Origin of the sequence: Enterobacter sp. JBIWA003, assembly GCF_019968825.1 — a bacterium.
In the GTDB taxonomy this organism is placed as follows: Bacteria; Pseudomonadota; Gammaproteobacteria; order Enterobacterales; family Enterobacteriaceae; genus Enterobacter; species Enterobacter quasiroggenkampii.
In genome coordinates, this window is record NZ_CP074170.1 from 3,604,886 (window position 1) to 3,628,294 (window position 23,409).

General features: G+C 56.4%; 23 protein-coding genes. 11 read left to right on the top strand and 12 right to left on the bottom strand.

Annotated elements, in window-relative coordinates:
* Positions 1-56: 56 nt before the first annotated feature.
* Entirely contained in the window at positions 57-116 is a 60-nt protein-coding gene (gene ypfM, locus KGP25_RS17220) for a protein YpfM (RefSeq protein ID WP_015572204.1), read from the bottom strand.
* Between the two features lie 387 nt (positions 117-503).
* Between ypfM and KGP25_RS17225 the strand changes: the two genes are divergently transcribed.
* Genes KGP25_RS17225 through KGP25_RS17235 form a run of 3 tightly spaced genes read left to right on the top strand, consistent with a single transcriptional unit; the run spans position 504 to position 2,214 of the window.
* Complete coding sequence (locus KGP25_RS17225) at positions 504-854, top strand: ArsC family reductase (protein ID WP_023294259.1); 351 nt, start codon at positions 504-506, stop codon at positions 852-854.
* Positions 855-864: 10 nt separating this feature from the next.
* Positions 865-1,992, top strand: a complete 1,128-nt coding sequence (dapE, locus tag KGP25_RS17230) for a succinyl-diaminopimelate desuccinylase (RefSeq protein ID WP_023294260.1) — start codon at positions 865-867, stop codon at positions 1,990-1,992.
* Between the two features lie 24 nt (positions 1,993-2,016).
* Positions 2,017-2,214, top strand: coding sequence for a YpfN family protein (locus KGP25_RS17235; RefSeq protein ID WP_008501627.1), 198 nt, complete (start codon positions 2,017-2,019; stop codon positions 2,212-2,214).
* 38 nt (positions 2,215-2,252) lie between these two features.
* Here KGP25_RS17235 and ypfH read toward each other — a convergent pair whose 3' ends face one another.
* The 6 genes from ypfH to dapA all read right to left on the bottom strand — a co-directional run bounded on the left by ypfH (position 2,253) and on the right by dapA (position 8,710).
* Positions 2,253-2,948 carry an esterase gene (ypfH, locus tag KGP25_RS17240; protein WP_223539347.1) on the bottom strand — a complete coding sequence of 232 codons (696 nt, stop codon included), beginning with the start codon at positions 2,946-2,948 and terminating at the stop codon, positions 2,253-2,255.
* 73 nt (positions 2,949-3,021) lie between these two features.
* Positions 3,022-4,968: a GNAT family N-acetyltransferase gene (locus KGP25_RS17245; protein WP_223539348.1), complete on the bottom strand. Its 1,947-nt coding sequence runs from the start codon at positions 4,966-4,968 to the stop codon at positions 3,022-3,024.
* Positions 4,968-5,837, bottom strand: coding sequence for a neutral zinc metallopeptidase (locus tag KGP25_RS17250; protein ID WP_028016137.1), 870 nt, complete (start codon positions 5,835-5,837; stop codon positions 4,968-4,970). Before KGP25_RS17250 ends, KGP25_RS17245 begins: the two co-directional genes overlap by 1 nt.
* Positions 5,838-5,957: 120 nt before the next feature.
* Positions 5,958-6,671 (bottom strand): phosphoribosylaminoimidazolesuccinocarboxamide synthase, encoded by a 714-nt coding sequence (gene purC, locus KGP25_RS17255; protein WP_008501631.1) that lies wholly within the window; start codon positions 6,669-6,671, stop codon positions 5,958-5,960.
* 109 nt (positions 6,672-6,780) lie between these two features.
* Positions 6,781-7,815: an outer membrane protein assembly factor BamC gene (bamC, locus tag KGP25_RS17260; protein ID WP_048029613.1), complete on the bottom strand. Its 1,035-nt coding sequence runs from the start codon at positions 7,813-7,815 to the stop codon at positions 6,781-6,783.
* A gap of 16 nt (positions 7,816-7,831) precedes the next feature.
* Positions 7,832-8,710 carry a 4-hydroxy-tetrahydrodipicolinate synthase gene (dapA, locus tag KGP25_RS17265; protein ID WP_008501633.1) on the bottom strand — a complete coding sequence of 293 codons (879 nt, stop codon included), beginning with the start codon at positions 8,708-8,710 and terminating at the stop codon, positions 7,832-7,834.
* Between the two features lie 145 nt (positions 8,711-8,855).
* Between dapA and KGP25_RS17270 the strand changes: the two genes are divergently transcribed.
* On the top strand, positions 8,856-9,425 hold the full coding sequence (locus KGP25_RS17270) for a glycine cleavage system transcriptional repressor (RefSeq protein ID WP_023325845.1): 570 nt from the start codon (positions 8,856-8,858) through the stop codon (positions 9,423-9,425).
* On the top strand, positions 9,425-9,895 hold the full coding sequence (gene bcp / locus KGP25_RS17275) for a thioredoxin-dependent thiol peroxidase (RefSeq protein WP_008501635.1): 471 nt from the start codon (positions 9,425-9,427) through the stop codon (positions 9,893-9,895). Before KGP25_RS17270 ends, bcp begins: the two co-directional genes overlap by 1 nt.
* 83 nt (positions 9,896-9,978) lie before the next feature.
* Here bcp and KGP25_RS17280 read toward each other — a convergent pair whose 3' ends face one another.
* Positions 9,979-11,043, bottom strand: coding sequence for an AI-2E family transporter (locus tag KGP25_RS17280; protein ID WP_045908583.1), 1,065 nt, complete (start codon positions 11,041-11,043; stop codon positions 9,979-9,981).
* Positions 11,044-11,264: 221 nt separating this feature from the next.
* Here KGP25_RS17280 and bepA point away from each other — a divergent pair, with 221 nt between their 5' ends.
* Positions 11,265-12,728 carry a beta-barrel assembly-enhancing protease gene (gene bepA / locus KGP25_RS17285; protein WP_045908582.1) on the top strand — a complete coding sequence of 488 codons (1,464 nt, stop codon included), beginning with the start codon at positions 11,265-11,267 and terminating at the stop codon, positions 12,726-12,728.
* 18 nt (positions 12,729-12,746) lie between these two features.
* Positions 12,747-13,103, top strand: a complete 357-nt coding sequence (gene arsC, locus KGP25_RS17290; protein WP_032675303.1) for an arsenate reductase (glutaredoxin) — start codon at positions 12,747-12,749, stop codon at positions 13,101-13,103.
* 84 nt (positions 13,104-13,187) lie between these two features.
* On the opposite strand, the gene KGP25_RS17295 is transcribed toward arsC, so the two are convergent.
* The 4 genes from KGP25_RS17295 to KGP25_RS17310 form a co-directional block, all read right to left on the bottom strand.
* Positions 13,188-13,889, bottom strand: coding sequence for a DnaA inactivator Hda (locus tag KGP25_RS17295; RefSeq protein WP_213014348.1), 702 nt, complete (start codon positions 13,887-13,889; stop codon positions 13,188-13,190).
* 95 nt (positions 13,890-13,984) lie between these two features.
* The gene (gene uraA, locus KGP25_RS17300; protein ID WP_032675304.1) at positions 13,985-15,274 is read right to left on the bottom strand and encodes a uracil permease; all 1,290 of its coding nucleotides are present in this window, start codon (positions 15,272-15,274) and stop codon (positions 13,985-13,987) included.
* An 86-nt stretch (positions 15,275-15,360) separates the two neighbouring features.
* Positions 15,361-15,987: a uracil phosphoribosyltransferase gene (gene upp / locus KGP25_RS17305; protein WP_008501641.1), complete on the bottom strand. Its 627-nt coding sequence runs from the start codon at positions 15,985-15,987 to the stop codon at positions 15,361-15,363.
* A gap of 215 nt (positions 15,988-16,202) precedes the next feature.
* The gene (locus KGP25_RS17310) at positions 16,203-17,633 is read right to left on the bottom strand and encodes a 6-phospho-beta-glucosidase (protein ID WP_223539349.1); all 1,431 of its coding nucleotides are present in this window, start codon (positions 17,631-17,633) and stop codon (positions 16,203-16,205) included.
* A gap of 266 nt (positions 17,634-17,899) precedes the next feature.
* Here KGP25_RS17310 and purM point away from each other — a divergent pair, with 266 nt between their 5' ends.
* The 4 genes from purM to ppx all read left to right on the top strand — a co-directional run bounded on the left by purM (position 17,900) and on the right by ppx (position 23,406).
* On the top strand, positions 17,900-18,937 hold the full coding sequence (purM, locus tag KGP25_RS17315; protein ID WP_025758936.1) for a phosphoribosylformylglycinamidine cyclo-ligase: 1,038 nt from the start codon (positions 17,900-17,902) through the stop codon (positions 18,935-18,937).
* Positions 18,934-19,575, top strand: coding sequence for a phosphoribosylglycinamide formyltransferase (gene purN / locus KGP25_RS17320; RefSeq protein ID WP_223539350.1), 642 nt, complete (start codon positions 18,934-18,936; stop codon positions 19,573-19,575). Before purM ends, purN begins: the two co-directional genes overlap by 4 nt.
* A 228-nt stretch (positions 19,576-19,803) precedes the next feature.
* Complete coding sequence (gene ppk1 / locus KGP25_RS17325) at positions 19,804-21,864, top strand: polyphosphate kinase 1 (protein ID WP_048029611.1); 2,061 nt, start codon at positions 19,804-19,806, stop codon at positions 21,862-21,864.
* Between the two features lie 3 nt (positions 21,865-21,867).
* Entirely contained in the window at positions 21,868-23,406 is a 1,539-nt protein-coding gene (ppx, locus tag KGP25_RS17330; protein ID WP_008501646.1) for an exopolyphosphatase, read from the top strand.
* Positions 23,407-23,409: the final 3 nt, after the last annotated feature.

Sequence of the window (23,409 nt, forward strand, 5' to 3'; positions counted from 1 at the left end):
AATTCACACTATGGTTATTTTACTTATTTTAGTGCTCTTGCAATTCTTACTGAATGTCATTTACGAAGCATGCCTTCGATAAAATCTTTCCAGTTCCCCAGTTCACGTTCAATCATAACAACCTCTCTTATTATTATGCGCATTCTACAAAAACGTACCATCATTGTGAAGACTATTTAACCAATTGCTGTGATTGTACCCCACGTCCTGCGGGGATTTATGATAAATATGAACGGAGAGCCCTCAATTTTTTGTGACGACCAGCAATATTTTGAAATAACCCTACGAACGGGTGAGTTTTATTTTATTGGCTGAGTTTATTGGGTTTTTAAAGTTTATGGACATCTATGCTTAAATGATGAAAGAATATTCAGCGTACAGTTGTGAGTCGAATTAAGCAGGCGCATTAATCCAGACAATTCCTGAATGTGTTATATTCCACTTAAGGATATATCTTCGAATTTACTGAACATTTAATTATCAGAACATCAAAAGGATTCACCATGGTTGTGATGTACGGCATTAAAAATTGCGACACCATCAAAAAAGCCCGCCGCTGGCTGGACGCTAACAGCGTAGAGTACCGCTTCCACGATTACCGTGCCGATGGGCTCGATGCAGAATTTCTGCATAGCGCTATTCGCGAACTGGGCTGGGAAGCCCTGCTGAACACCCGCGGTACCACCTGGCGTAAACTGGACGACTCTCTGCGCGCCAGCATCAAAGATGCCGACAGCGCGGCAAAACTGATGCTCGAGATGCCGGCAATTATCAAACGCCCATTGCTCTGCGCGCCAGGGCAGCCTATGCTGCTGGGTTTCAGTGAAACCCTTTATTCCGACTTTTTTCGTTGAGGTGTAGTTTATGTCATGCCCGGTCATTGAGCTGACTCAGCAGCTTATTCGCCGTCCTTCCCTTAGCCCGGACGACGCAGGTTGTCAGGCTCTTATGATTGAACGCCTGCGCGCCATCGGTTTTACCGTTGAACGCATGGATTTTGGCGATACCCAGAACTTCTGGGCGTGGCGCGGACAGGGCGAAACGCTGGCCTTCGCCGGGCATACTGACGTCGTTCCCGCCGGTGACGCGGATCGCTGGATTAACCCGCCGTTTGAGCCGACCATTCGGGATGGCATGCTGTTTGGTCGCGGCGCGGCAGACATGAAAGGCTCTCTGGCGGCGATGGTCGTGGCGGCAGAGCGCTTTGTGGCGCAGCATCCGAACCACAAAAACCGTCTCGCGTTTTTGATCACCTCCGACGAAGAAGCCAGCGCGCACAACGGTACCGTGAAGGTCGTTGAAGCGCTGATGGCACGCAACGAGCGTCTCGACTACTGCCTGGTCGGTGAGCCGTCCAGCACCGAAGTGGTGGGTGACGTCGTCAAAAACGGACGCCGTGGCTCGCTGACCTGTAACCTGACCATTCACGGCGTTCAGGGCCACGTTGCGTATCCGCATCTCGCCGATAACCCGGTTCACCGCGCCGCGCCAATGCTGAGCGAGCTGGTGGCGATTGAGTGGGATAAGGGCAACGAGTTCTTCCCGCCGACCAGCATGCAGATAGCAAACGTCAAGGCCGGGACCGGCAGCAATAACGTGATCCCGGGGGATTATTTCGTCCAGTTCAACTTCCGCTTCAGCACGGAACTGACCGATGAGATGATCAAGGCGCGCGTTATCGCCCTGCTGGAAAAATATCAGCTGCGCTACACCGTGGAGTGGTGGCTTTCCGGCCAGCCGTTCCTGACGCAGCGTGGCAAACTGGTGGATGCGGTGGTGAACGCCATCGAGCACTATAATGAAATTAAGCCACAGCTGCTGACAACGGGTGGTACCTCAGACGGACGCTTTATCGCCCGTATGGGTGCTCAGGTTGTCGAACTGGGGCCAGTGAACGCAACCATTCATAAAATAAATGAGTGTGTCAATGCGGCAGATTTACAACTGCTGGCCCGTATGTATCAACGTATTATGGAGCAAATCGTCGCCTGACGAACGCTCTGAGAGGAATAGCGAATGGATTGGCTTTCAAAGTACTGGTGGGTTCTGGTGTTGGTTTTTCTGGTCGGCGTACTGCTTAACGTGATTAAAGACCTTAAGCGCGTGGACCATAAAAAATTTCTCGCCAACAAACCGGATCTTCCCCCGCACCGTGATTTCAACGACAAGTGGGACGATGACGACGACTGGCCGAAGAAAGACCAGAAGAAGTAACCGGTCTGTATCCCCTCTCCTGTGGAGAGGGGATAACCTCACATAAACTCAACAATATCATCGTTATCCGGCTTACCGCCGCTGAGCGCTTCATCAAAGTAGTGCTTCGGTACGGTATAGCGTAAACGATCGAGCGCAAACTGCATGCTGCTGTCGTCAATGGCGTGGCCCAGATCGTCAACGATATCCAGCGTCACATCCCCACCTTCCCGAATCAGCGCTTCCTGGGCAGCAACCGCATGCGAGAGTTCAATCACCCGGTCTTCACCGCCGTGGATTAAGTGGATCGTGGTCTGCGTGGTTGCGCTTGTCGGTAACGTCGCAAAACGGCCGTTAAACGCGATCACCCGTGACACAAGACCTGGCTGCGCCTTTACGCTTTCCAGCGACATGATTGACCCCTGCGAGAAGCCAATCAGCGCGGTCGCATCGGCTCCTACGCCGCTCTGCTGCTGCCAGTAGCGAACGACCTCGATAAAGGTCGGCATGATGGCATCAATGCGCGCCTGACGGTTCTCTTCCGTCACGCCCTGAACCGAGAACCACTGGCGCCCGTTCGGGCCGCATGGCTCTACGCCCCCGATGCTGACAATCAGCGCGTCGGGGAAAACGGGCGCAAACCAGCTGCCAATCTGCCCCATATTGACGGCATTATCGCCAACCCCATGAAACAGAAGCAGTAACTGTTTAGCCGGTTTGTCAGGGCTTTGAACAACAAAATGGTCATGTTTCATGGTGGTCTCCTTAATAGATGACCTGGATTCTACGCCTCCCGGCGGGAATGACCATGCCACTTTACTGAAGAAGTCATTGAAAAAATTGCCATTGCAAAATGGCTTCCTTCAACTGCTGGCAGCGGGGATAATCAAGGCTTTCAAGCGCTTGCGCGGTTTCACTGCGCAGCTTGGCCAGCAACGCTTTTCGCCCGACCTCATCCGTTTTCCCTGCCATTTTCCCCCGCAGGGCCGGAAGCGGCATATCAACGGTGAGCAACAACCGCGTCAGCGCGGCAACCGAGGTTGAAAACGCGCGATGGGCAAACGCAAACCCGGCCAGCTCCCGCCAGTCATCACTATTAAGGGTAGCTTCCCAGCCGTCGTCCACCGGGATCTTTTCACCGTTCCAGGCCGACAGGACGCGCATATCCCGGCACAAACGCTGATGTTCCTGCGCGCACAGCCGATGCCCTGCCTCGCTCAGCGGCAGCAGCGCCATCGCCGTGTAGCAGCCGCTGCTGGCTTCCCGATGGCTCCCCATCCGCACCAGCACAAACCCGCACCGCTGCCAGAAACGCCACAGTTCGTCGGTGTAGCCAAAACTCACCGACAGATAATCTTCCCCGCGGGCGCTACGGATAAGCCGTTGCCCGATGCCTTCCCGCTGGCGCAGGGGGTGAACCGCAATGCGGCTAACCCGTCGCCCTTTCAGCGTTGCCGCGAGTGGCGATCCGCCGTGTGCCGCCAGAGACTGCGCCACGAGATTCCCGCGTGGACGCCGGTATCCCGCCCACACGGCGCGGCTAAGCTCAGGGGACAACCCGCCCTCTTCCACCAGCCAGAGCGCGCCTGCAATCTCTGCCTCCGTCCCGGCGACAGCAAAGTGCTGGCCGGGCGCGTCCATCATCCGGCGTAAATCGAGCGGTGACGTGCGGTAGTGTGCCGCACACAGCAGTTCATAAACGCTTGCCACGCGTGCCGGGTCGCTCTCCCACATCCACGGCGCCAGCGGCGTTATACGCACGTCGCCTTCCGGTTTGCGGTCGATAAGCGCATCATCAAATAACAGAGCATTCGCCACGAACCGCTCAAGCGGACATCCGGCAGCCCAGCGAATGGGGGTCGATAAGGCATAATGCCGCAGTCCGCTGAAACGGGCGCAAAACTTCAGCAGGAACCCCCTGCCTGTCCCTTCATAGCCCTGCACCGTGGTGGTTAACACCACGCGCGGAAAGCGCGTGACCAGCGTCTCCAGCAGCGGGCCCGGGACGGCAGCCGCTTCATCGACAATCAGCCAGTCGGCCTGCAGCGCGGAGGCCAGCAGCGCATCTGGGGCCATAAAGTGAAAATGCTGGCCCGCGAAGCGCGCAATGACATCCGTTGCCCCTTTAGCCGGTGCCGTGACCACCGCACTCCCCTGAATGTTACTGAGCAGCATCCCCGCCAGGGCTGACTTTCCGCGCCCGCGCGGTGCCGTTACCGCGGCAATGCCCGCAGGCATGGTCAGAAGCGCGTCGAGGATCTCCGCCTGCTCGCGCTGCGGTGCGCCGCTGGCAGGCTGCCAGGCGGGTAAATCCGGCGCAACGGGAACGGACAAGGGACGATGCTGCTGCCAGACAATCGCATCCGAATCGGCGGCAAGCGTCCGGCAGAAGTGGTGCACAAAGTGTGGAGTGGCGATCGGCTCCGCGCTGTCGCTCCAGCGCAAAGAATCGCTGTCTGGCCTGTCGGCCCAGTCAGCAAGCGGAGGAACCAGCAGCACAAGGAGGCTTCCGGCGCGCAGCGTTCCGCTGAGCGCGGCGAACGCTGAGACGTCAAACCCGGCGCGCGCGTCAAAGACAGCATGCCGATATTCGCGTCCCAGCAGTCCGCTGAGGGCTTTAGAGGGATTATCATCCAGCCACAGCCAGTCTCCCAGCAGGGTATTACGCAGGTCAGTCGCCTGACTCAACGTCCACTGCGCCTCGCCGCTGAGCACCACCAGCCGACGATGGCCGGTGCGCTCAAGCTCGCGTATCAGCTGATCAAACGCCAGCATTACATCGCTTTGCCGAAGGTATTACACTGCGCCGGGTCGCCGCTGTCGAAACCGCGTTTAAACCAGCTGTAGCGCTGCTGTGAGGTACCGTGGGTGAAGCTGTCCGGCACGACGCGCCCCTGGCTCTGCTGCTGAAGGCGGTCGTCACCGATCGCCTGAGCGGCATTCAGCGCCTCCTCAAGATCGCCGGATTCCAGCACGCCCTGCTGCTGCATGCTGTGGCCCCAGACGCCCGCGAAGCAGTCCGCCTGCAGCTCCATTTTGACGGACAAACGGTTCACTTCCGCCTGAGACGCATTTTGCTGCAGCTGGCGCACTTTTGGCTCAATCCCCAGCAGCTTTTGCACGTGATGGCCAACTTCATGCGCGATCACGTAGCCCTGGGCAAAATCGCCGTCAGCGCCAAGCTTGCGTTTCATGTCATCGTAAAAGGAGAGATCGATATAGACGGTGCCGTCCGCCGGGCAGTAGAACGGCCCCATCACGGACTGTCCGGTACCGCATCCGGTGCGGGTTGCGCCCCGGTACATCACCAGCTTTGGCTGCTGGTAGGTACGCCCCATCTTCTCAAACAGCTGACCCCAGGTGTCTTCCGTTGTGGCGAGGATCACGGAGGTAAATTTGGCCGCTTCATCTTCATTCGGGCTGATGGAGCGCTGAGAATGCTGCTGCTGTTGCAGCGGCTGACCGGTCATTAACCCGGTGAGATCGACGCCGTAATACCCCGCGACCAGCACCACTATCAGCAGGATAATACCGCCCTTGCCGCTGGGTAAGCGGAAGCCGGGTCCCCCCATGGAAGGACCGCCGCCGCCATCACTGCGTCTGTCTTCTACATTGTCACTTTCACGACGCCCTTGCCAGCGCATAACCACCTCGAACTATTCCATTTATAATAGCTATGATCGTAGGCGGTTAACGGCAAGATTACCATAGGAAACAAAGGTAAGACGCCAAAGGATGCGAACATCCTTTGGCAAGTGAGGGAGTTAGTCGAGCTTAACGCCTAAACGGTGAGCAACCGCTTCGTACGCTTCAATCAGACCACCCAGGCTCTGACGGAAACGGTCTTTGTCCATTTTATCCAGGGTTTCTTTGTCCCACAGGCGGCTGCCGTCCGGTGAGAACTCATCGCCCAGCACCACTTCGCCTTTGAACAGACCAAACTCCAGCTTGAAGTCGACGAGGATCAGGCCCGCGTCATCAAACAATTTTTTCAGCACGTCGTTGGCTTTGTAGGTCAGCTCTTTCATGCGCGCCAGGTTCTCTTTGTTCACCCAGCCGAAGGTTTCGCAGTAGGAATCATTGACCATCGGGTCGTGCATGGCGTCGTTTTTCAGGAACAGATCGAACAACGGTGGATTCAGTTCGATACCTTCTTCAATGCCCAGACGCTTCACCAGGGAGCCCGCCGCACGGTTACGAATAACGCACTCAACCGGAACCATATCCAGTTTTTTCACCAGACATTCCGTATCGGACAGCAACGCTTCCATCTGAGTCGGGATACCCGCTTCGGCCAGTTTGGTCATAATGAAGTGGTTGAACTTGTTGTTCACCATGCCTTTACGATCGAACTGCTCAATGCGTGCGCCATCCCCTGCTGACGTATCATTGCGGAACTCGAGCACCAACAGATCCGGGTTTTCCGTGCTGTATACGGTCTTCGCTTTGCCACGATACAACTCAGCTTGCTTCTGCATCTTCATTACTCCTGGTGTGATGATTTGTGTTCAAAACTGGGGATATTATGCCACGCACACGTTTGCGTAGCACGAAAATAAAAAGGGCTGGATTCACCAGCCCTCGTATTTATTTGCTGAATGCTGCCTGGAAGACAGCGACCAGCGCATCGTTCTGCGACTGGGTCAGCGTGTGACCTTTTGGATCGATAAACTGCAGGCTACTGCGGTTATCAAGGTCACCGACCTGAATTTTGTAGTCACCGGAGGCAAGCTGAGGATCTTTCGCACCCAGTTCCTGCCACGCGCTGTCGGAGAGCGGCTTATAGGTTGCCGTCATGCTGCCGGTTGAGCGGGTGCTGTCAGTGACTTTCATGCCCACTTTTTCCAGCGTCGCTGGCAGACGCTGCCAGGTCTGGTTAAACGGTGCGCGCACCACCAGCATTGGCAGGCCGGTATCATCCGCGCCGCTCTGGACATCGAAGGTTACACCGTTGCGGCTCTGTGCGGCGTTGGCGGCATCGGTCGCGGTTTTATCCAGACCTGCGGCAATCACGTTCAGCATTTCGGTGCTGTAACGCTGCAGGGACGAGGCATCCGCAACCGGTTTACCCGCCTGCTCCAGGTTCAACAGCTTAACGTTGACCGCCTGCTGGTAACCCTGTGGTTTTACGGAGACTTGATAGCGACCACGGTACTGCTGATCTTCATCCAGACGGTTCCATTCGATCCAGTCGGTGGTTAACGTCTGGCTGGCGTCATCGCGTTTATCGATGGTGTAGTTCTTCGACTGAATGACGCTGACAACCTGTGGCCAAAGCGTGCTACCGCGCGCGCTCTCAACCATCAGAGACGCGGTATCACCGGTGAACTGGGTACGCGCCCCGTTAACCAGCGCCAGAGGCTGTGCTGGTGGACGAATATCAAGCGCTTTACCGACCAGGCCGCTGCCGTTGGTCACGGGAATATTATAATCGCCGTTCTGAATCGGCAGGATCATACCAGCCGGTGCGTGAAGTTCAGCAAGCGGGGTCGCATCCAGATAGGATTCATCACCGCTCACCTGGCGCTTGTAGCGCGAGTCTGAACTACAGGCAGCGAGCAGCATAACAAGCGAAACACTCGCAACCTTCGCCAGGCGCGACTTCTGTACTGAATAAGCCATCAAATCTCCCTAAACTCTACAGCAAACCGGCATGCTTCAGCGCTGCCCTGACGATATCACGACCGTGGTCGGTAATCGGTGTCATTGGCAGACGCAGCGTGTCGGTTGCTACAAGCCCCAACTCCTTACATGCCCATTTCACTGGGATCGGATTGGGTTCGACAAATAATTTATTGTGCAGCGGCATCAGACGCTGATTGATGACACGCGCTTCATCAAAGTGACCGGCCGCGGCCAGTTTGCACATTTCAGCCATGTCGCGCGCCGCAACGTTTGCCGTTACGGAGATCACGCCATGACCACCGAGCTGCATAAAGTCCAGCGCGGTCGCATCATCACCGCTCAACAGGATAAAGTCGTCTGAAACCAGCTCTTTGATCTGATGAACGCGGCTTAAGTTCCCTGTCGCCTCTTTAATACCGATAATATTTTTTACTTCCGAGAGACGGCCAACGGTTTCCGGCAGCATATCGCAACCAGTACGGGACGGCACATTATACAGAATTTGTGGCAAGTCAGTATGTTCAGCGATGGCTTTGAAGTGCTGGAACAAACCTTCCTGAGTGGGACGGTTGTAGTAAGGGGTCACCGTCAGACAGCCGACAATGCCGCTGTCGTTAAAACGTTTAGTCAGGCTGATCGCTTCTGCGGTGGCATTCGCGCCTGTGCCCGCGATGACCGGAATACGTCCGTCAGCCAGTTCCAGGGTCAGCATAACCACATCGCCGTGCTCGTCGTGGCTCAGCGTTGCAGATTCACCGGTAGTCCCTACCGAAACGATCGCCGAGGTTCCATTGGCGACATGGTAATCAATCAGCTTCTTCATGCTAGACCGGCAGACGTTACCTTTTTCATCCATCGGTGTTACAAGCGCGACAATACTTCCCGTGAACATGAGCCATCCTCTGTGCGAACAAGAGTCTCAATGGTACGTTTGGAACTGTAATAAAAGCAAGCGACCTGAGGCCCTCAGGCGGTTGTATGCATGTTTTTTTTATGCTTTCCTTAGGAAGACTTAACCATGCAAAGGAAGAACAGGTTTGACAACCTCATCACAACATTACCTGGTTATCACTGCGCTGGGTGCCGACAGGCCGGGTATCGTGAACACCATCACCCGCCACGTAAGCAGCTGCGGCTGTAATATCGAAGACAGCCGTCTGGCCATGCTCGGCGAAGAGTTCACATTCATTATGTTGCTTTCCGGGACATGGAACGCCATCACGTTGATTGAATCGACCCTGCCGCTGAAAGGCGCCGAGCTGGACTTGCTGATCGTCATGAAGCGCACCACCGCGCGACCGCGTCCAGCTATGCCTTCTACCGTCTGGGTGCAGGTTGAAGTGCCTGATTCTCCGCATCTGATTGAGCGCTTCACCGCGCTGTTTGACAGCCATCAGATGAACATCGCCGAGCTCGTTTCCCGCACACAGCCGGGCGACGCAAGCACGGTTCCCACGCTCTTTATTCAAATTACCGCGCACAGTCCTGCATCACAGGATGCGTCAAATATCGAGCAAGCGTTCAAAGCCCTCTGTACAGAATTAAACGCGCAGGGCAGTATAAGCGTCGTCAATTATTCGCAGCACGAACAGGATGGAGTTGAGTAATGAATCCACTGAAAGCCGGTGACATCGCACCGAAATTTAGCTTACCGGATCAAGACGGCGAGCAAGTAAATTTGACCGACTTCCAGGGACAGCGTGTTCTGGTCTATTTCTACCCGAAAGCCATGACCCCCGGCTGCACCGTACAGGCCTGCGGCTTACGCGACAACATGGATGAGTTGAAGAAAGTCGGCGTGGAAGTGCTGGGTATCAGCACCGATAAACCAGAAAAGCTGTCACGATTTGCTGAAAAAGAGCTGCTGAACTTCACGCTGCTTTCTGATGAAGATCATCAGGTTTGCGAGCAGTTCGGCGTCTGGGGCGAGAAGACGTTTATGGGTAAAACCTACGACGGCATTCACCGCATCAGCTTCCTGATTGACGCTGACGGTAAAGTTGAACACGTGTTTGACGACTTCAAAACCAGCAACCACCACGACGTGGTGTTGAACTGGCTGAAAGAAAGTGCCTGAAAGTGAGTGTCGGGTGGCGGCTTCGCCTTACCCGACCTACAAGGATAAGTCGGCCGGGTAAGCGCAGCGCCACCCGGCAAAACTTACTGCTCTTCTACCGCCGGCACATCCGGCCACGCGTGGACGACCGCTTTAATCAGCGTTGCCAGCGGAATGGCGAAGAACACGCCCCAGAATCCCCACAGCCCGCCGAAAATCACCACCGATAAGATAATAACCAGCGGATGCAGGTTTACCGCCTCGGAGAACAGCACCGGTACCAGCAGGTTACCGTCCAGCCCCTGAATAATCAGGTACACCGCGAAGCAGCTCCAGAACTCGGTCCCCAACCCAAACTGGAACAACGCCACGCCAACCACCGGAATGGTCACCACAAACGCGCCGATATACGGGATGAGGACCGATAACCCCACCAACACCGCCAGCAGCAGCGAGTAGTTCAGGCCGAAAATCAGGAAGCCAATCCAGGTGGCGACCCCCACGACAATCATCTCCAGCACCTTGCCGCGAATGTAGTTGGTGATCTGCTGGTTCATCTCTTCCCAGACCTGCCCCGCCAGCCCGCGGTTGCGCGGCAGAATACGGCGCACGGCGTTAAGCATCTGGTCTTTATCTTTCACCAGGAAGAAGACCATCAGCGGCACCAGCACAAGGTAGACCGCCAGCGTCAGCAGTCCGACCAGGGACGCCAGCGAGTACTTCACCACCGAATCGCCCATCGTCATGATGCGGGCGCGCATGTTTTCGGCCATCGCGTCGATAATCCCGGCATCCATCAGCGCAGGATAACGACGCGGCAGCGTGGCGGCGAAATCAGACAGCTTGTTCAGCATGCCGGGCATATCGCGGATCAGGTTGATTCCCTGTTGCCAGGCAACCGGCATCACCACAAAGGCCATCAGCAGCAGGATGCCAACAAACAGCACCAGCACGATGCTGGTCGCCCAGCGGCGGGAACAGCCGATATGTTCCAGGCGCGCCGTGGGCCACTCCAGCAGGTACGCCAGCACAATCGCCACCAGCAGAGGGGCAAGCAGACCGCTGAAGAAGAACAGGATACCGAACCCGGCAACCAGAATAACCAACAAAGCAATGGCTTCCGGGTCGCTGAAGCGACGCCGGTACCACTGCATTAACATTTCGAGCATACAACCCTTCCCTGAATCGAATGGCGGGAGTGAGACGGTGAATTGTATCTAACTGTCACAAAAAAGACTTTCGCTTTTTGTATCCCGATCGCAATCCGCAAAAGCCTGATGAATGGGATTTTCTTCATGCTACAACACGGCTACACTCGCAGGGCAGCAGAGATGAACGATATGCCGGTTCATCGGTCAAATTAGCACATCCAACATACAGGACAGTGGTTATGTTCAGGCAATTGAGAAAAACACTGGTTGCAACACTGATTGCCGCGGTGACGGTCGGTCAGGTGTTGCCCGCTTTTGCTGACTCGTCCGATACATTGCCGGACATGGGCACCACAGCAGGAAGCACGCTCTCTATTGGGCAAGAGATGCAAATGGGGGATTACTATGTTCGCCAGCTGCGCGGCAGCGCCCCGCTGATTAACGACCCTTTGCTGGTACAGTACATAAACGGGTTGGGAATGCGTCTGGTGGCGCACGCCGATTCGGTCAGAACCCCCTTCCATTTCTATTTAATCAATAACGACGAAATCAACGCCTTCGCCTTCTTTGGCGGTAACGTGGTGCTGCATTCGGCGTTATTCCGTTACTCAGACAACGAAAGCCAGCTGGCCTCGGTGATGGCGCACGAAATTTCGCACGTCACGCAGCGTCACCTGGCGCGTGCCATGGAAGACCAGAAACGTAACGCTCCCCTTACCTGGGTGGGCGCACTGGGATCGATTCTGCTGGCGATGGCCAGCCCGCAGGCCGGGATGGCAGCGCTGACCGGTACGCTGGCAGGAACGCGCCAGGGGATGATCAGCTTTACCCAGCAGAATGAGCAGGAAGCAGACCGCATCGGCATTCAGGTGTTACAGCGTTCAGGCTTTGACCCGCAGGCCATGCCGAGCTTCCTTGAAAAACTGCTCGATCAAGCGCGTTATTCTTCCCGTCCACCGGAAATTTTGCTCACGCACCCGCTGCCTGAAAGCCGTCTGTCGGACGCGCGTAACCGTGCCAACCAGATGCGCCCGGTCGTGGTCCAGTCTTCGCAGGATTTCTACATGGCGAAAGTGAGAACGCTGGGGATGTACAATTCCGGGCGTAACCAGCTCACCAGCGACCTGCTGGATACCCTGGCGAAAGGCAACGTGCGCGAGAAGAACGCCGCGCAGTATGGTCAGGCGCTCCAGGCGATGGAAGCCAGCAAATACGACGAGGCGCGTAAGGCGCTGCAGCCGCTTCTGGCTGCCGACCCAAACAATCCGTGGTACCTCGATCTGTCGACGGATATCGATCTGGGGCAGAAGAAGCCTGCCGATGCGATTAACCGCCTGAAAGGGGCAAAAGACGTCCGTACCAACCCGGTGCTGCAGCTTAACCTGGCGAACGCTTACTTGCAGGGCGGCCAGCCGGGTGAAGCAGCGACCATCCTGAACCGCTACACCTTTAATAATAAAGACGATCAAAACGGCTGGGATCTGCTCGCTCAGGCGGAAGCCCAGCTCGGCAACCGCGATCAGGAGCTGGCGGCACGCGCAGAAGGCTTTGCCCTGGTGGGGCGCCTCGATCAGGCCATTTCCGCGCTCAGTAGCGCCAGCTCGCAGGTCAAACTCGGCAGCCTCCAGCAGGCCCGATACGACGCGCGTATCGATCAGCTTCGCGGCCTGCAGCAGCGCTTCAAGCCGTACGAGAAGATGTAATCAAGGAGAATTCACGTCATGACAGACGCCGTAAAAATTTACCACAACCCGCGCTGCTCCAAGAGCCGCGATACCCTGAGCCTGCTGAAGTCTAACGGCGTGGAGCCGGAGGTGGTGCTGTACCTCGACACCCCACCGGACGCGCAGACCCTCCGCCAGCTGCTGCATATGCTGGGCATGGGCAGTGCGCGGGATCTGATGCGCAAGAAAGAAGATCTGTATACGTCGCTTAACCTGGATGACAGCCGTCTCTCCGAGGCCCAGCTGATACAGGCGATGGTTGAAAATCCAAAGCTGATTGAGCGCCCGATTGTCGTGGCGAACGGCCAGGCGCGCATTGGACGCCCGCCGGAAGACGTGCTCGAGATCCTCTGATGGTTTCGCCCGGTGGCGCTGCGCTTAGCGGGCCTACGGGTGCCATATGTAGGCCGGGTAAGGCGCAGCCGCCACCCGGCACAACTATAGCTTCAGAATATCTTTCACAAACGGAATGGTCAGCTTGCGCTGGGCGGTAATGGAGGCGCGATCGAGCTGATCCAGCGTGTCAAACAGCGTACGCATTTCGCGATCCAGCCGCTTCAGCAGGAAACGGCCCACGTCTTCCGGCAGCTCAAAGCCGCGCTGCTTTGCGCGCAGCTGTAGCGCCTGAAGCTTATCTTCGTCCGACAGCGGCTGAAGCTTATAGATTTGGCCCCAGTCCAGGCGAGACGCCAGATCCGGCAGTCCCAGATTCAGCTGGCGAGGCGGACGATCGCCGGTGATCAGCAGCCGGGTTTTGCCCGATTCCAGAATGCGGTTGTAGAGGTTAAAGATCGCCATTTCCCACGGCTCATCCCCCGCCACGCATTCGATGTTATCGATGCAGACCAGGGAGAGATGTTCCATCCCCTCCAGCACGTCAGGGACAAACCAGGTTCGTTTATCCAGCGGCACATAGCCTACCGCATCACCGCGCGCAGAGAGCTCCGCGCAGGCGGCATGCAGCAGGTGGCTGCGCCCCGCGCCTTCGCGTGACCAGATATAGATGTATCCGCTGTGTTCCTGACGCAGCACGTTTTGCAGTGCAGCCAGTAAAGAGGGGTTATCACCCGGCCAGAAACTTGCAAACGTTTCGTCGTCAGGGAGATAGAGTGGCAGAGAGAGCTGTGCCGGTCCGTTCAGAAGTACCTCAACCAGATCTGACATAAAATCGGCATGGAGTTTAACACGGAACCTGCAAGGAGAGAACCGGGCGGATCGTCCGCCCGGTTATAGGATCAGTGTGACGCTTTTTCGTTTTCGTCAGCGTCCAGCACCACCTCTTCCGGACGGATCACGGAGATCAGCTTGAAAATCAGGCTCAGGCCCACGCCGACGATGGTTGCCAGCGCCATGCCTTTCAGCTCGGCCGCGCCGATGTGCACCTTCGCGCCGCTCACGCCGATAATCAGGATCACTGATGTCAGGATCAGGTTCTGCGCCTTGCTGTAATCCACTTTAGATTCAATCAGCACGCGAATACCGGAGGCACCAATTACCCCGTACAGCAGCAGAGACACGCCGCCCATCACCGGAACCGGGATGATCTGAATCGCTGCCGCCAGCTTGCCGACGCAGGAGAGCAGAATGGCGATGATCGCCGCGCCGCCGATAACCCAGGTGCTGTAAACGCGGGTAATCGCCATCACGCCGATGTTTTCACCGTAGGTGGTGTTTGGCGTAGACCCAAAGAAACCGGAGATGATGGTGGAGAAACCGTTCGCAAACATGGAGCGGTGCAGGCCCGGATCGCGGATTAAATCGCGCTTAACGATGTTCGCCGTTACCACCAGGTGGCCGACGTGCTCCGCAATCACCACCAGCGCCGCAGGCAGAATGGTGAAGATCGCAAACCATTCGAAACGCGGCGTGTAGAAGGTTGGCAGCGCGAACCAGTGCGCCTCGGCAATCGGGGTGGTATCCACCACGCCCATCACGAAGGAGAGCGCATAGCCTGCCAGCACGCCGATCAGGATCGGGATAATCGCCATAAAGCCGCGGAACAGCACGGAGCCAAAGACCGTTACGCCCAGCGTTACCAGCGAGATGATAATGGTTTTGGAATCCGGTGACTGGCCGTCAGCAGGCAGCAGACCGGCCATATTCGCCGCCACGCCCGCCAGTTCGAGACCGATGACGGCCACGATGGCGCCCATCGCCGCTGGTGGGAACATCACGTCCAGCCAGCCGGTACCGGCTTTCTTCACGATGAATGAGACCAGACAGAACAGCACGCCACACATGATAAAGCCGCCCAGCGCGACCTCATAACCCAGCGGCAGCAACAATAACACCGGAGAGATAAAGGCAAAGCTCGACCCGAGATACGCCGGGATTTTGCCTTTACAGATGAAGAGGTACAGCAGCGTACCGATGCCGTTGAACAGCAGCACGGTAGCCGGGTTAATGTGGAACAGGATTGGCACCAGCACGGTTGCGCCAAACATGGCGAACAGGTGCTGCAAACTAAGCGGGATAGTCTGTAAAAGCGGCGGTCTTTCACTCACCCCGATAGCACGGCGCGTCATAGTGTTTTCCTCTGAGTAGTATCGTTGTTGGTGTTTTATTCAAAAAAAAGCCGACTATCAAAGTCGGCTTATTTATCGTTATTCGATTATTTCGTACCAAAGATCTTATCGCCGGCATCGCCGAGCCCCGGGATGATGTACCCGTGCTCGTTCAGGCCCTGGTCGATAGAGGCGGTATACAGCTCAACGTCCGGGTGCGCTTTTTCCAGCGCCGCGATCCCTTCCGGTGCCGCAACCAGCACCAGCACTTTGATGCTGCTGCAACCCGCTTTTTTCAGCAGGTCGATAGTGGCAATCATTGAACCGCCGGTTGCCAGCATCGGGTCAACCACCAGCGCCATACGCTCGTCGATGTTGGACACCAGCTTCTGGAAGTAAGGAACTGGCTCGAGGGTTTCTTCGTTACGGTAGATCCCCACCACGCTGATGCGCGCGCTTGGCACGTGCTCCAGCACGCCTTCCATCATGCCGAGACCAGCACGCAGGATAGGCACGACGGTAATTTTCTTACCTTTGATCTGCTCAACCTGTACCGGACCGTTCCAGCCTTCGATGGTGACTTTTTCCGTTTCCAGATCAGAGGTCGCTTCGTAGGTCAGCAGGCTGCCGACTTCAGAGGCCAGTTCGCGAAAACGCTTCGTGCTGATGTCATGCTCACGCATCAGGCCCAACTTGTGTTTAACGAGTGGGTGTTTCACTTCCACAATCTTCATTCTCTTTCTCCTCTGAATGGCATCCGCAAAAAAATCGCGGGATTATACCGCTTTTTTCGGATTAGGCCATACCCATGTTGCTTGATGTACATCAATCAAAAACAAAAAAGCCAGAGCCTGGGCTCCGGCTTGGGTGCGGGGTTCTGCCGGGTGGCGCTAATGCTTACCCGGCCTACACATCCCGTAGGCCCGGTAAGTGCAGCGCCACCGGGCAATTATAGCTGCTCCCCGTTGCTCGCGATCACCTGCTTATACCAGTCGAACGACTTCTTCTTGCTGCGGTTCAGCGTGCCGTTTCCTTCATTGTCTTTATCGACAAAGATAAAGCCGTAGCGTTTTTTCATTTCACCGGTACCGGCAGACACCAGGTCGATACAGCCCCACGGGGTATAGCCCATCAGGTCTACGCCATCTTCCACCACCGCTTTTTTCATCTCGCGGATGTGGGCGGCCAGGTAGTCAATGCGGTACTGGTCGTTCACCGTGCCGTCACGCTCCTGCACGTCGATTGCGCCAAAACCGTTTTCAACGATAAACAGCGGCAGTTGGTAGTGATCCCAGAACCAATTGAGGGAGTAGCGCAGCCCCACCGGGTCAATCTGCCAACCCCAGTCGGATTTCTGCACGTACGGGTTGGAGACCAGGCTCTTGCTTTCGTCATAGTCCAGCTGCGGGTTGTCCGCCGTCGCCTTGGTGGCGAAGGACATATAATAGCTAAACCCGATGTAATCCACGCAGCCCTGCGTCAGCGCGGCTTTATCTTCTTCGGTGATATCGAGCGTGAAGCCGCGACGCGCAAAGTAGTTGAGCAGATGCTGCGGGTACTTGCCGCGCACGTGCACGTCGGTGAACCAGTAGCGGCGGTGCATGGCGTTCATCGCCATCATCATGTCGTCCGGCGCGCAGGTCAGCGGGTAGATTGGGCACATGGCAATCATGCAGCCGATCTGCAGGGACGGGTTAATCTCGCGCCCCACCTTCACCGCCAGCGCGCTGGCCACCAGCTCATAGTGCGCGGCCTGGAACATCACCGGCTCACGGTCTTCGCCCGGCGCGTACTTCAGCCCGGAGTTGGTGAACGGCGCAAAGTCTTCATGGAAGTTGGCCTGGTTGTTGATCTCGTTAAAGGTCATCCAGTACTTCACTTTATGCTGATAGCGCTGGAAAACCACTTTTGCAAAACGAACGAAGAAGTCGATCAGCTTACGGTTGCGCCAGCCGCCGTATTCGGTGACCAGGTGGAAAGGCATCTCGAAGTGAGAGAGGGTAATAACCGGTTCGATGCCGTACTTCAGGCACTCGTCGAACAGGTCGTCATAGAATTTCAGGCCAGCCTCGTTCGGCTCACGCTCGTCCCCTTTCGGGAAAATGCGCGTCCAGGCGATAGAGGTGCGGAAGCATTTGAACCCCATCTCGGCAAAGAGTTTGATGTCTTCTTTATAGCGGTGGTAGAAATCGATGGCGTCATGGTTAGGGTAATTTTTCCCCGGCAGCACGCCGTTGGTGATTTCACGCGGCACGCCGTGCGCGCCTGCAGTCATGACGTCGGCTACGCTTACGCCTTTACCCCCTTCTTTCCAGCCACCTTCCAGCTGGTGCGCCGCAACCGCACCGCCCCACAGAAAATCTGCTTTAAATCCTGACATTCGCTTTCCCTCATTCTGCGTTATTTTCTGCAAAAACAATTACAGAAACCGGTTTCAGTTGAATGATGTGCAAAGCCGTTTCGGGTTGCAAGGAGAATACCGAAACCGGTTTCATTTTCGTGAACAGACGCAAGTTTGGGCGCACTGGCAGGCTGCACGTAAAAAAAGATCCTCTCGCCGAGAATAGGCTCGCAAACGTTTGCCTGGACTGTTAGAATTGCGCCGATTTTTCTTACTAGCTATGCAATCGCGTGGGGATTTAAGCCGTGACCAACAAAACTTCTCTCAGCTACAAAGATGCCGGTGTTGATATTGACGCAGGTAATGCGCTGGTTGACCGAATCAAAGGTGTGGTGAAAAAAACCCGCCGCCCGGAAGTGATGGGTGGTCTGGGTGGATTCGGCGCACTGTGCGCGCTGCCGCAAAAATATCGTGAACCTGTTCTGGTCTCGGGAACTGACGGTGTAGGCACCAAACTGCGCCTGGCGATGGATTTAAAACGTCACGACACGATCGGTATCGATCTGGTCGCGATGTGCGTGAATGACCTGGTGGTTCAGGGCGCAGAGCCGCTGTTCTTCCTCGATTACTACGCGACCGGCAAACTGGACGTGGATACCGCTGCAAGCGTCATTAATGGTATCGCCGAAGGGTGCCTGCAGTCTGGCTGTGCGCTGGTCGGCGGTGAAACCGCGGAAATGCCGGGCATGTATCACGGCGAAGATTATGACGTCGCAGGCTTCTGCGTCGGCGTAGTAGAAAAATCAGAAATTATTGACGGCAGCAAAGTGGCGGATGGCGATGTGCTGATCGCGCTGGCCTCCAGCGGCCCGCACTCCAACGGCTACTCCCTGGTGCGTAAAATCCTCGAGGTGAGCGGTTGCGACCCACAGACGACCGAGCTTGAAGGGAAACCGCTGGCTGACCATCTGCTGGCCCCAACCCGCATCTACGTGAAGAACGTGCTGGAACTGATCGAGAACGTTGACGTGCACGCTATTGCCCACCTGACCGGTGGTGGCTTCTGGGAAAACATCCCGCGCGTGCTGCCGGACAACACCCAGGCGGTGATCGACGAGTCCTCATGGCAGTGGCCAGCGGTCTTTAACTGGCTGCAGACCGCAGGCAACGTGAGCTCTCACGAAATGTACCGCACCTTTAACTGCGGCGTGGGCATGGTTATCGCCCTGCCGGCAAGCGAAGCGGATAAAGCGGTCAAGCTGCTGACCGAGAAAGGTGAAAATGCGTGGAAAATCGGTACGATTAAAGCCTCCGATTCCGAACAGCGTGTGGTCATTGAATGAAAAACATCGTGGTGCTCATTTCCGGCAACGGAAGTAATTTGCAGGCCATCATAGACGCCTGCAAGCAGAAGAAAATCAACGGCACCATTCGGGCAGTATTCAGCAACAAGGCCGACGCGTTCGGCCTTGAGCGCGCGCGGGAAGCGAACATACCCGCGCACGCGCTGGAAGCCAGCCAGTTCGCCGGGCGTGAAGCCTTTGACCGCGAGCTGGTTCAGGAGATTGATGCCTACGCGCCGGACGTCGTGGTGCTGGCGGGCTATATGCGCATTCTGAGCCCGGCCTTTGTCGCGCACTACGCCGGACGTTTGCTGAATATTCACCCTTCTCTTCTGCCGAAATATCCCGGCCTGCACACCCATCGTCAGGTTCTGGAAAACGGCGATGAGGAGCACGGCACCTCCGTGCATTTCGTGACTGACGAGCTGGATGGCGGTCCGGTGATCCTGCAGGCCAAAGTCCCGGTCTTTGAAGGCGACAGCGAAGAAGACGTGACCGAACGCGTGCAGACCCAGGAGCATGCCATTTACCCACTGGTGGTAAGCTGGTTTGTCGACGGGCGTCTTGAAATGCGCGACGGCGCAGCCTGGCTGGATGGCGTGAAGTTACCCCCGCAGGGTCATGCTGCCGAAGAGTAGTCTCTTTGAATTGCCCGGCGGCGCTTCGCTTGCACGGGCCTACGGTCTCGTAGGTCGTGGGAAGCGAAGCGCCACCCGCCCCCTCTCCCCCAACCCTCTAAATTCCCCAACAAAAAAAATAACTGTCATACTTTTCTGGCACTGTTGGACATATCGTGGAAATGCTCGCCATAATAAGGACGAGACGGATTTACCACGTCCTGTGATTGAACTGGAGTGTGAGCTGTAATGGGTCAGGAAAAGTTATATATCGAGAAAGAGCTAAGCTGGTTAGCATTTAACGAACGTGTACTCCAGGAAGCGGCTGACAAAAGTAACCCGCTGATCGAACGCATGCGTTTTTTGGGCATCTATTCCAACAACCTGGATGAGTTCTACAAGGTTCGCTTTGCCGAGCTGAAGAGACGCATCATCATCAGCGAAGAACAGGGCCTAAACTCGCACTCGCGGCACCTGCTGGGCAAAATCCAGTCCCGCGTGTTGAAAGCCGATCAGGAATTTGACGGCCTGTATAACGAACTGCTGCTGGAGATGGCGCGTAATCAAATCTTCCTGATTAACGAACGTCAGCTTTCCGTTAACCAACAAAACTGGCTGCGCCACTATTTTAAACAGTACCTGCGCCAGCACATTACCCCGATTCTCATCAACCGCGAAACCGATCTGGTGCAGTTCCTGAAAGATGACTACACCTATCTGGCCGTAGAAATTATCCGCGGTGAATCCATCCGTTACGCGCTGCTGGAGATCCCGTCCGACAAGGTCCCGCGCTTCGTGAACCTGCCGCCGGAAACCCCGCGTAGACGCAAGCCAATGATCCTGCTAGATAACATCCTGCGCTACTGTCTGGACGACATCTTCAAAGGCTTCTTCGATTACGATGCGTTAAACGCCTACTCGATGAAGATGACCCGTGACGCCGAATACGACCTGGTGCACGAGATGGAAGCCAGCCTGATGGAGCTGATGTCCTCCAGCCTGAAACAGCGCCTGACGGCCGAGCCAGTGCGCTTTGTCTATCAGCGCGATATGCCAGACGCCATGGTGGAGATGCTGCGCGAGAAGCTGACCATTTCGCGCTATGACTCCATCGTGCCGGGTGGCCGTTACCACAACTTTAAAGACTTTATTGGCTTCCCGAACGTCGGCAAAGCCAATCTGGTGAACAAGCCGCTGCCGCGCCTGCGCCATCTCTGGTTCGATAAATTCCGCAACGGATTTGACGCCATCCGCGAACGCGATGTCCTGCTCTACTATCCGTATCACACCTTTGAGCACGTGCTGGAACTGCTGCGTCAGGCCTCGTTCGACCCGAGCGTGCTGGCGATCAAAATCAACATCTACCGCGTGGCAAAAGATTCCCGCATCATCGATGCGATGATCCACGCGGCGCACAACGCCAAAAAAGTGACCGTGGTGGTGGAGCTGCAGGCGCGCTTCGACGAAGAGGCGAATATTCACTGGGCGCGTCGTCTGACGGAAGCCGGTGTACACGTCATCTTCTCCGCGCCGGGGCTGAAAATTCACGCCAAGCTGTTCCTGATCTCCCGTAAAGAGGGCGACGAGGTGGTGCGCTACGCGCACATCGGTACCGGGAACTTTAACGAGAAAACGGCGCGAATCTATACCGACTACTCGCTGCTGACCGCCGATGCCCGCATCACCAACGAGGTGCGCCGGGTCTTTAACTTTATTGAGAACCCGTACCGTCCGGTAAGCTTCGACTATCTGCTGGTCTCGCCGCAGAACTCGCGCCGTCTGCTGTACGATATGATCGATAAAGAGATCGCCAATGCCCAGAAAGGGCTGTCGTCCGGCATCACGCTGAAGCTCAACAACCTGGTGGACAAAGGGCTGGTAGACAGGCTGTACGCCGCGTCCAGCTCCGGCGTACCGGTTAACCTGCTGATCCGCGGCATGTGCTCGCTGATCCCGGAACTGGAAGGCATCAGCGACAATATTCGCGTGATCAGCATTGTTGACCGCTACCTAGAACACGATCGGGTCTATATTTTCGATAATGCGGGTGATAAACAGGTCTATCTCTCTTCGGCAGACTGGATGACGCGCAATATTGACTACCGAATTGAAGTCGCGGCACCGCTGCTGGATCCGCGCCTGAAGCAGCAGATCCTCGACATCATCGAGATTCTGTTCAGCGATACCGTGAAAGCACGCTATATCGACAAAGAACTCAGTAACCGCTATGTACCGCGCGGCAACCGCCGCAAAGTGCGGTCGCAACTGGCGATTTACGACTATATCAAATCACTCGAGCAACCCGATTAACCTATGCCGATAAATGATAAGACCCCACGCCCGCAGGAATTCGCCGCGGTCGATCTAGGCTCTAACAGTTTCCATATGGTCATCGCCCGTGAGGTGGATGGCGCGCTGCAGATCATCGGTCGTCTGAAGCAGCGCGTGCACCTGGCGGATGGCCTTGATGAACGCAGCATGCTCAGCGAAGAGGCAATGGAGCGTGGGTTAAACTGCCTGTCGCTGTTTGCTGAACGCCTGCAGGGCTTCTCGCCCTCCAGCGTCTGCATCGTGGGCACCCACACCCTGCGCCAGGCGCTGAACGCGCCAGAGTTTCTCAAGCGGGCCGAAAAGGTGATCCCCTACCCGATTGAGATCATCTCCGGTAACGAGGAAGCGCGTCTGATTTTCATGGGCGTCGAACACACCCAGCCGGAAAAAGGGCGCAAGCTGGTGATCGACATCGGCGGCGGTTCTACGGAGCTGGTGATCGGCGAAGACTTTGAGCCTCGCCTGGTGGAAAGCCGCCGTATGGGCTGCGTCAGCTTCGCGCAGATGTATTTCCCGGGCGGCACCATCACCCGCGAGAACTTCCAGCGTGCGCGTATGGCAGCTGTCCAGAAACTGGAAAACCTGGCCTGGCAGTACCGTATTCAGGGCTGGAACGTGGCGCTGGGCGCGTCAGGCACCATCAAAGCGGCACATGAGGTGCTGCTGGCAATGGGTGAAAAAGACGGGTTCATCACGCCCGAACGCCTGACGCTGCTGACAGACGAAGTGCTGAAACATAAAAGTTTTGACGCCTTAAGCCTGCCGGGTCTTTCCGACGAACGTAAGGCGGTCTTCGTGCCGGGGCTGGCCATCCTCTGCGGCGTGTTTGATGCCCTCGCCATTAAAGAGCTGCGCCTTTCCGACGGCGCGCTGCGCGAAGGCGTGCTGTACGAAATGGAAGGCCGTTTCCGCCATCAGGATATTCGCAGCCGCACCGCGCAAAGCCTGGCTAACCAGTACAACATCGACCGCGAGCAGGCGAAGCGCGTGCTGGACACCACGGTGCAGATGTACGAGCAGTGGGAAGAGCAGAATCCGAAGCTCGCGCACCCGCAGCTTGCCGCGCTGTTAAAATGGGCCGCGATGCTCCATGAGGTGGGGCTGAACATCAACCATAGCGGCATGCACCGCCATTCGGCCTATATTCTGCAAAACAGCGATCTGCCTGGCTTCAACCAGGAGCAGCAAACCATGATGGCGACCCTGGTGCGGTATCACCGCAAAGCCATTAAGCTCGACGATCTGCCGCGCTTCACGCTGTTCAAGAAAAAGCAGTTCCTGCCGCTCATTCAGCTGCTGCGTCTTGGCGTGCTACTCAATAACCAGCGTCAGGCGACCACCACGCCGCCCACGCTGAAGCTTAAAACCGACGACCATCACTGGACGCTGAGCTTCCCGCACGACTGGTTCAGCCAGAATGCGCTGGTCCTGCTGGACCTGGAAAAAGAGCAACAGTACTGGGAAGCGGTCACCGGCTGGCTGCTCAAAATTGAAGAAGAGAGCGCTGACGTCGCCGCGTAACGG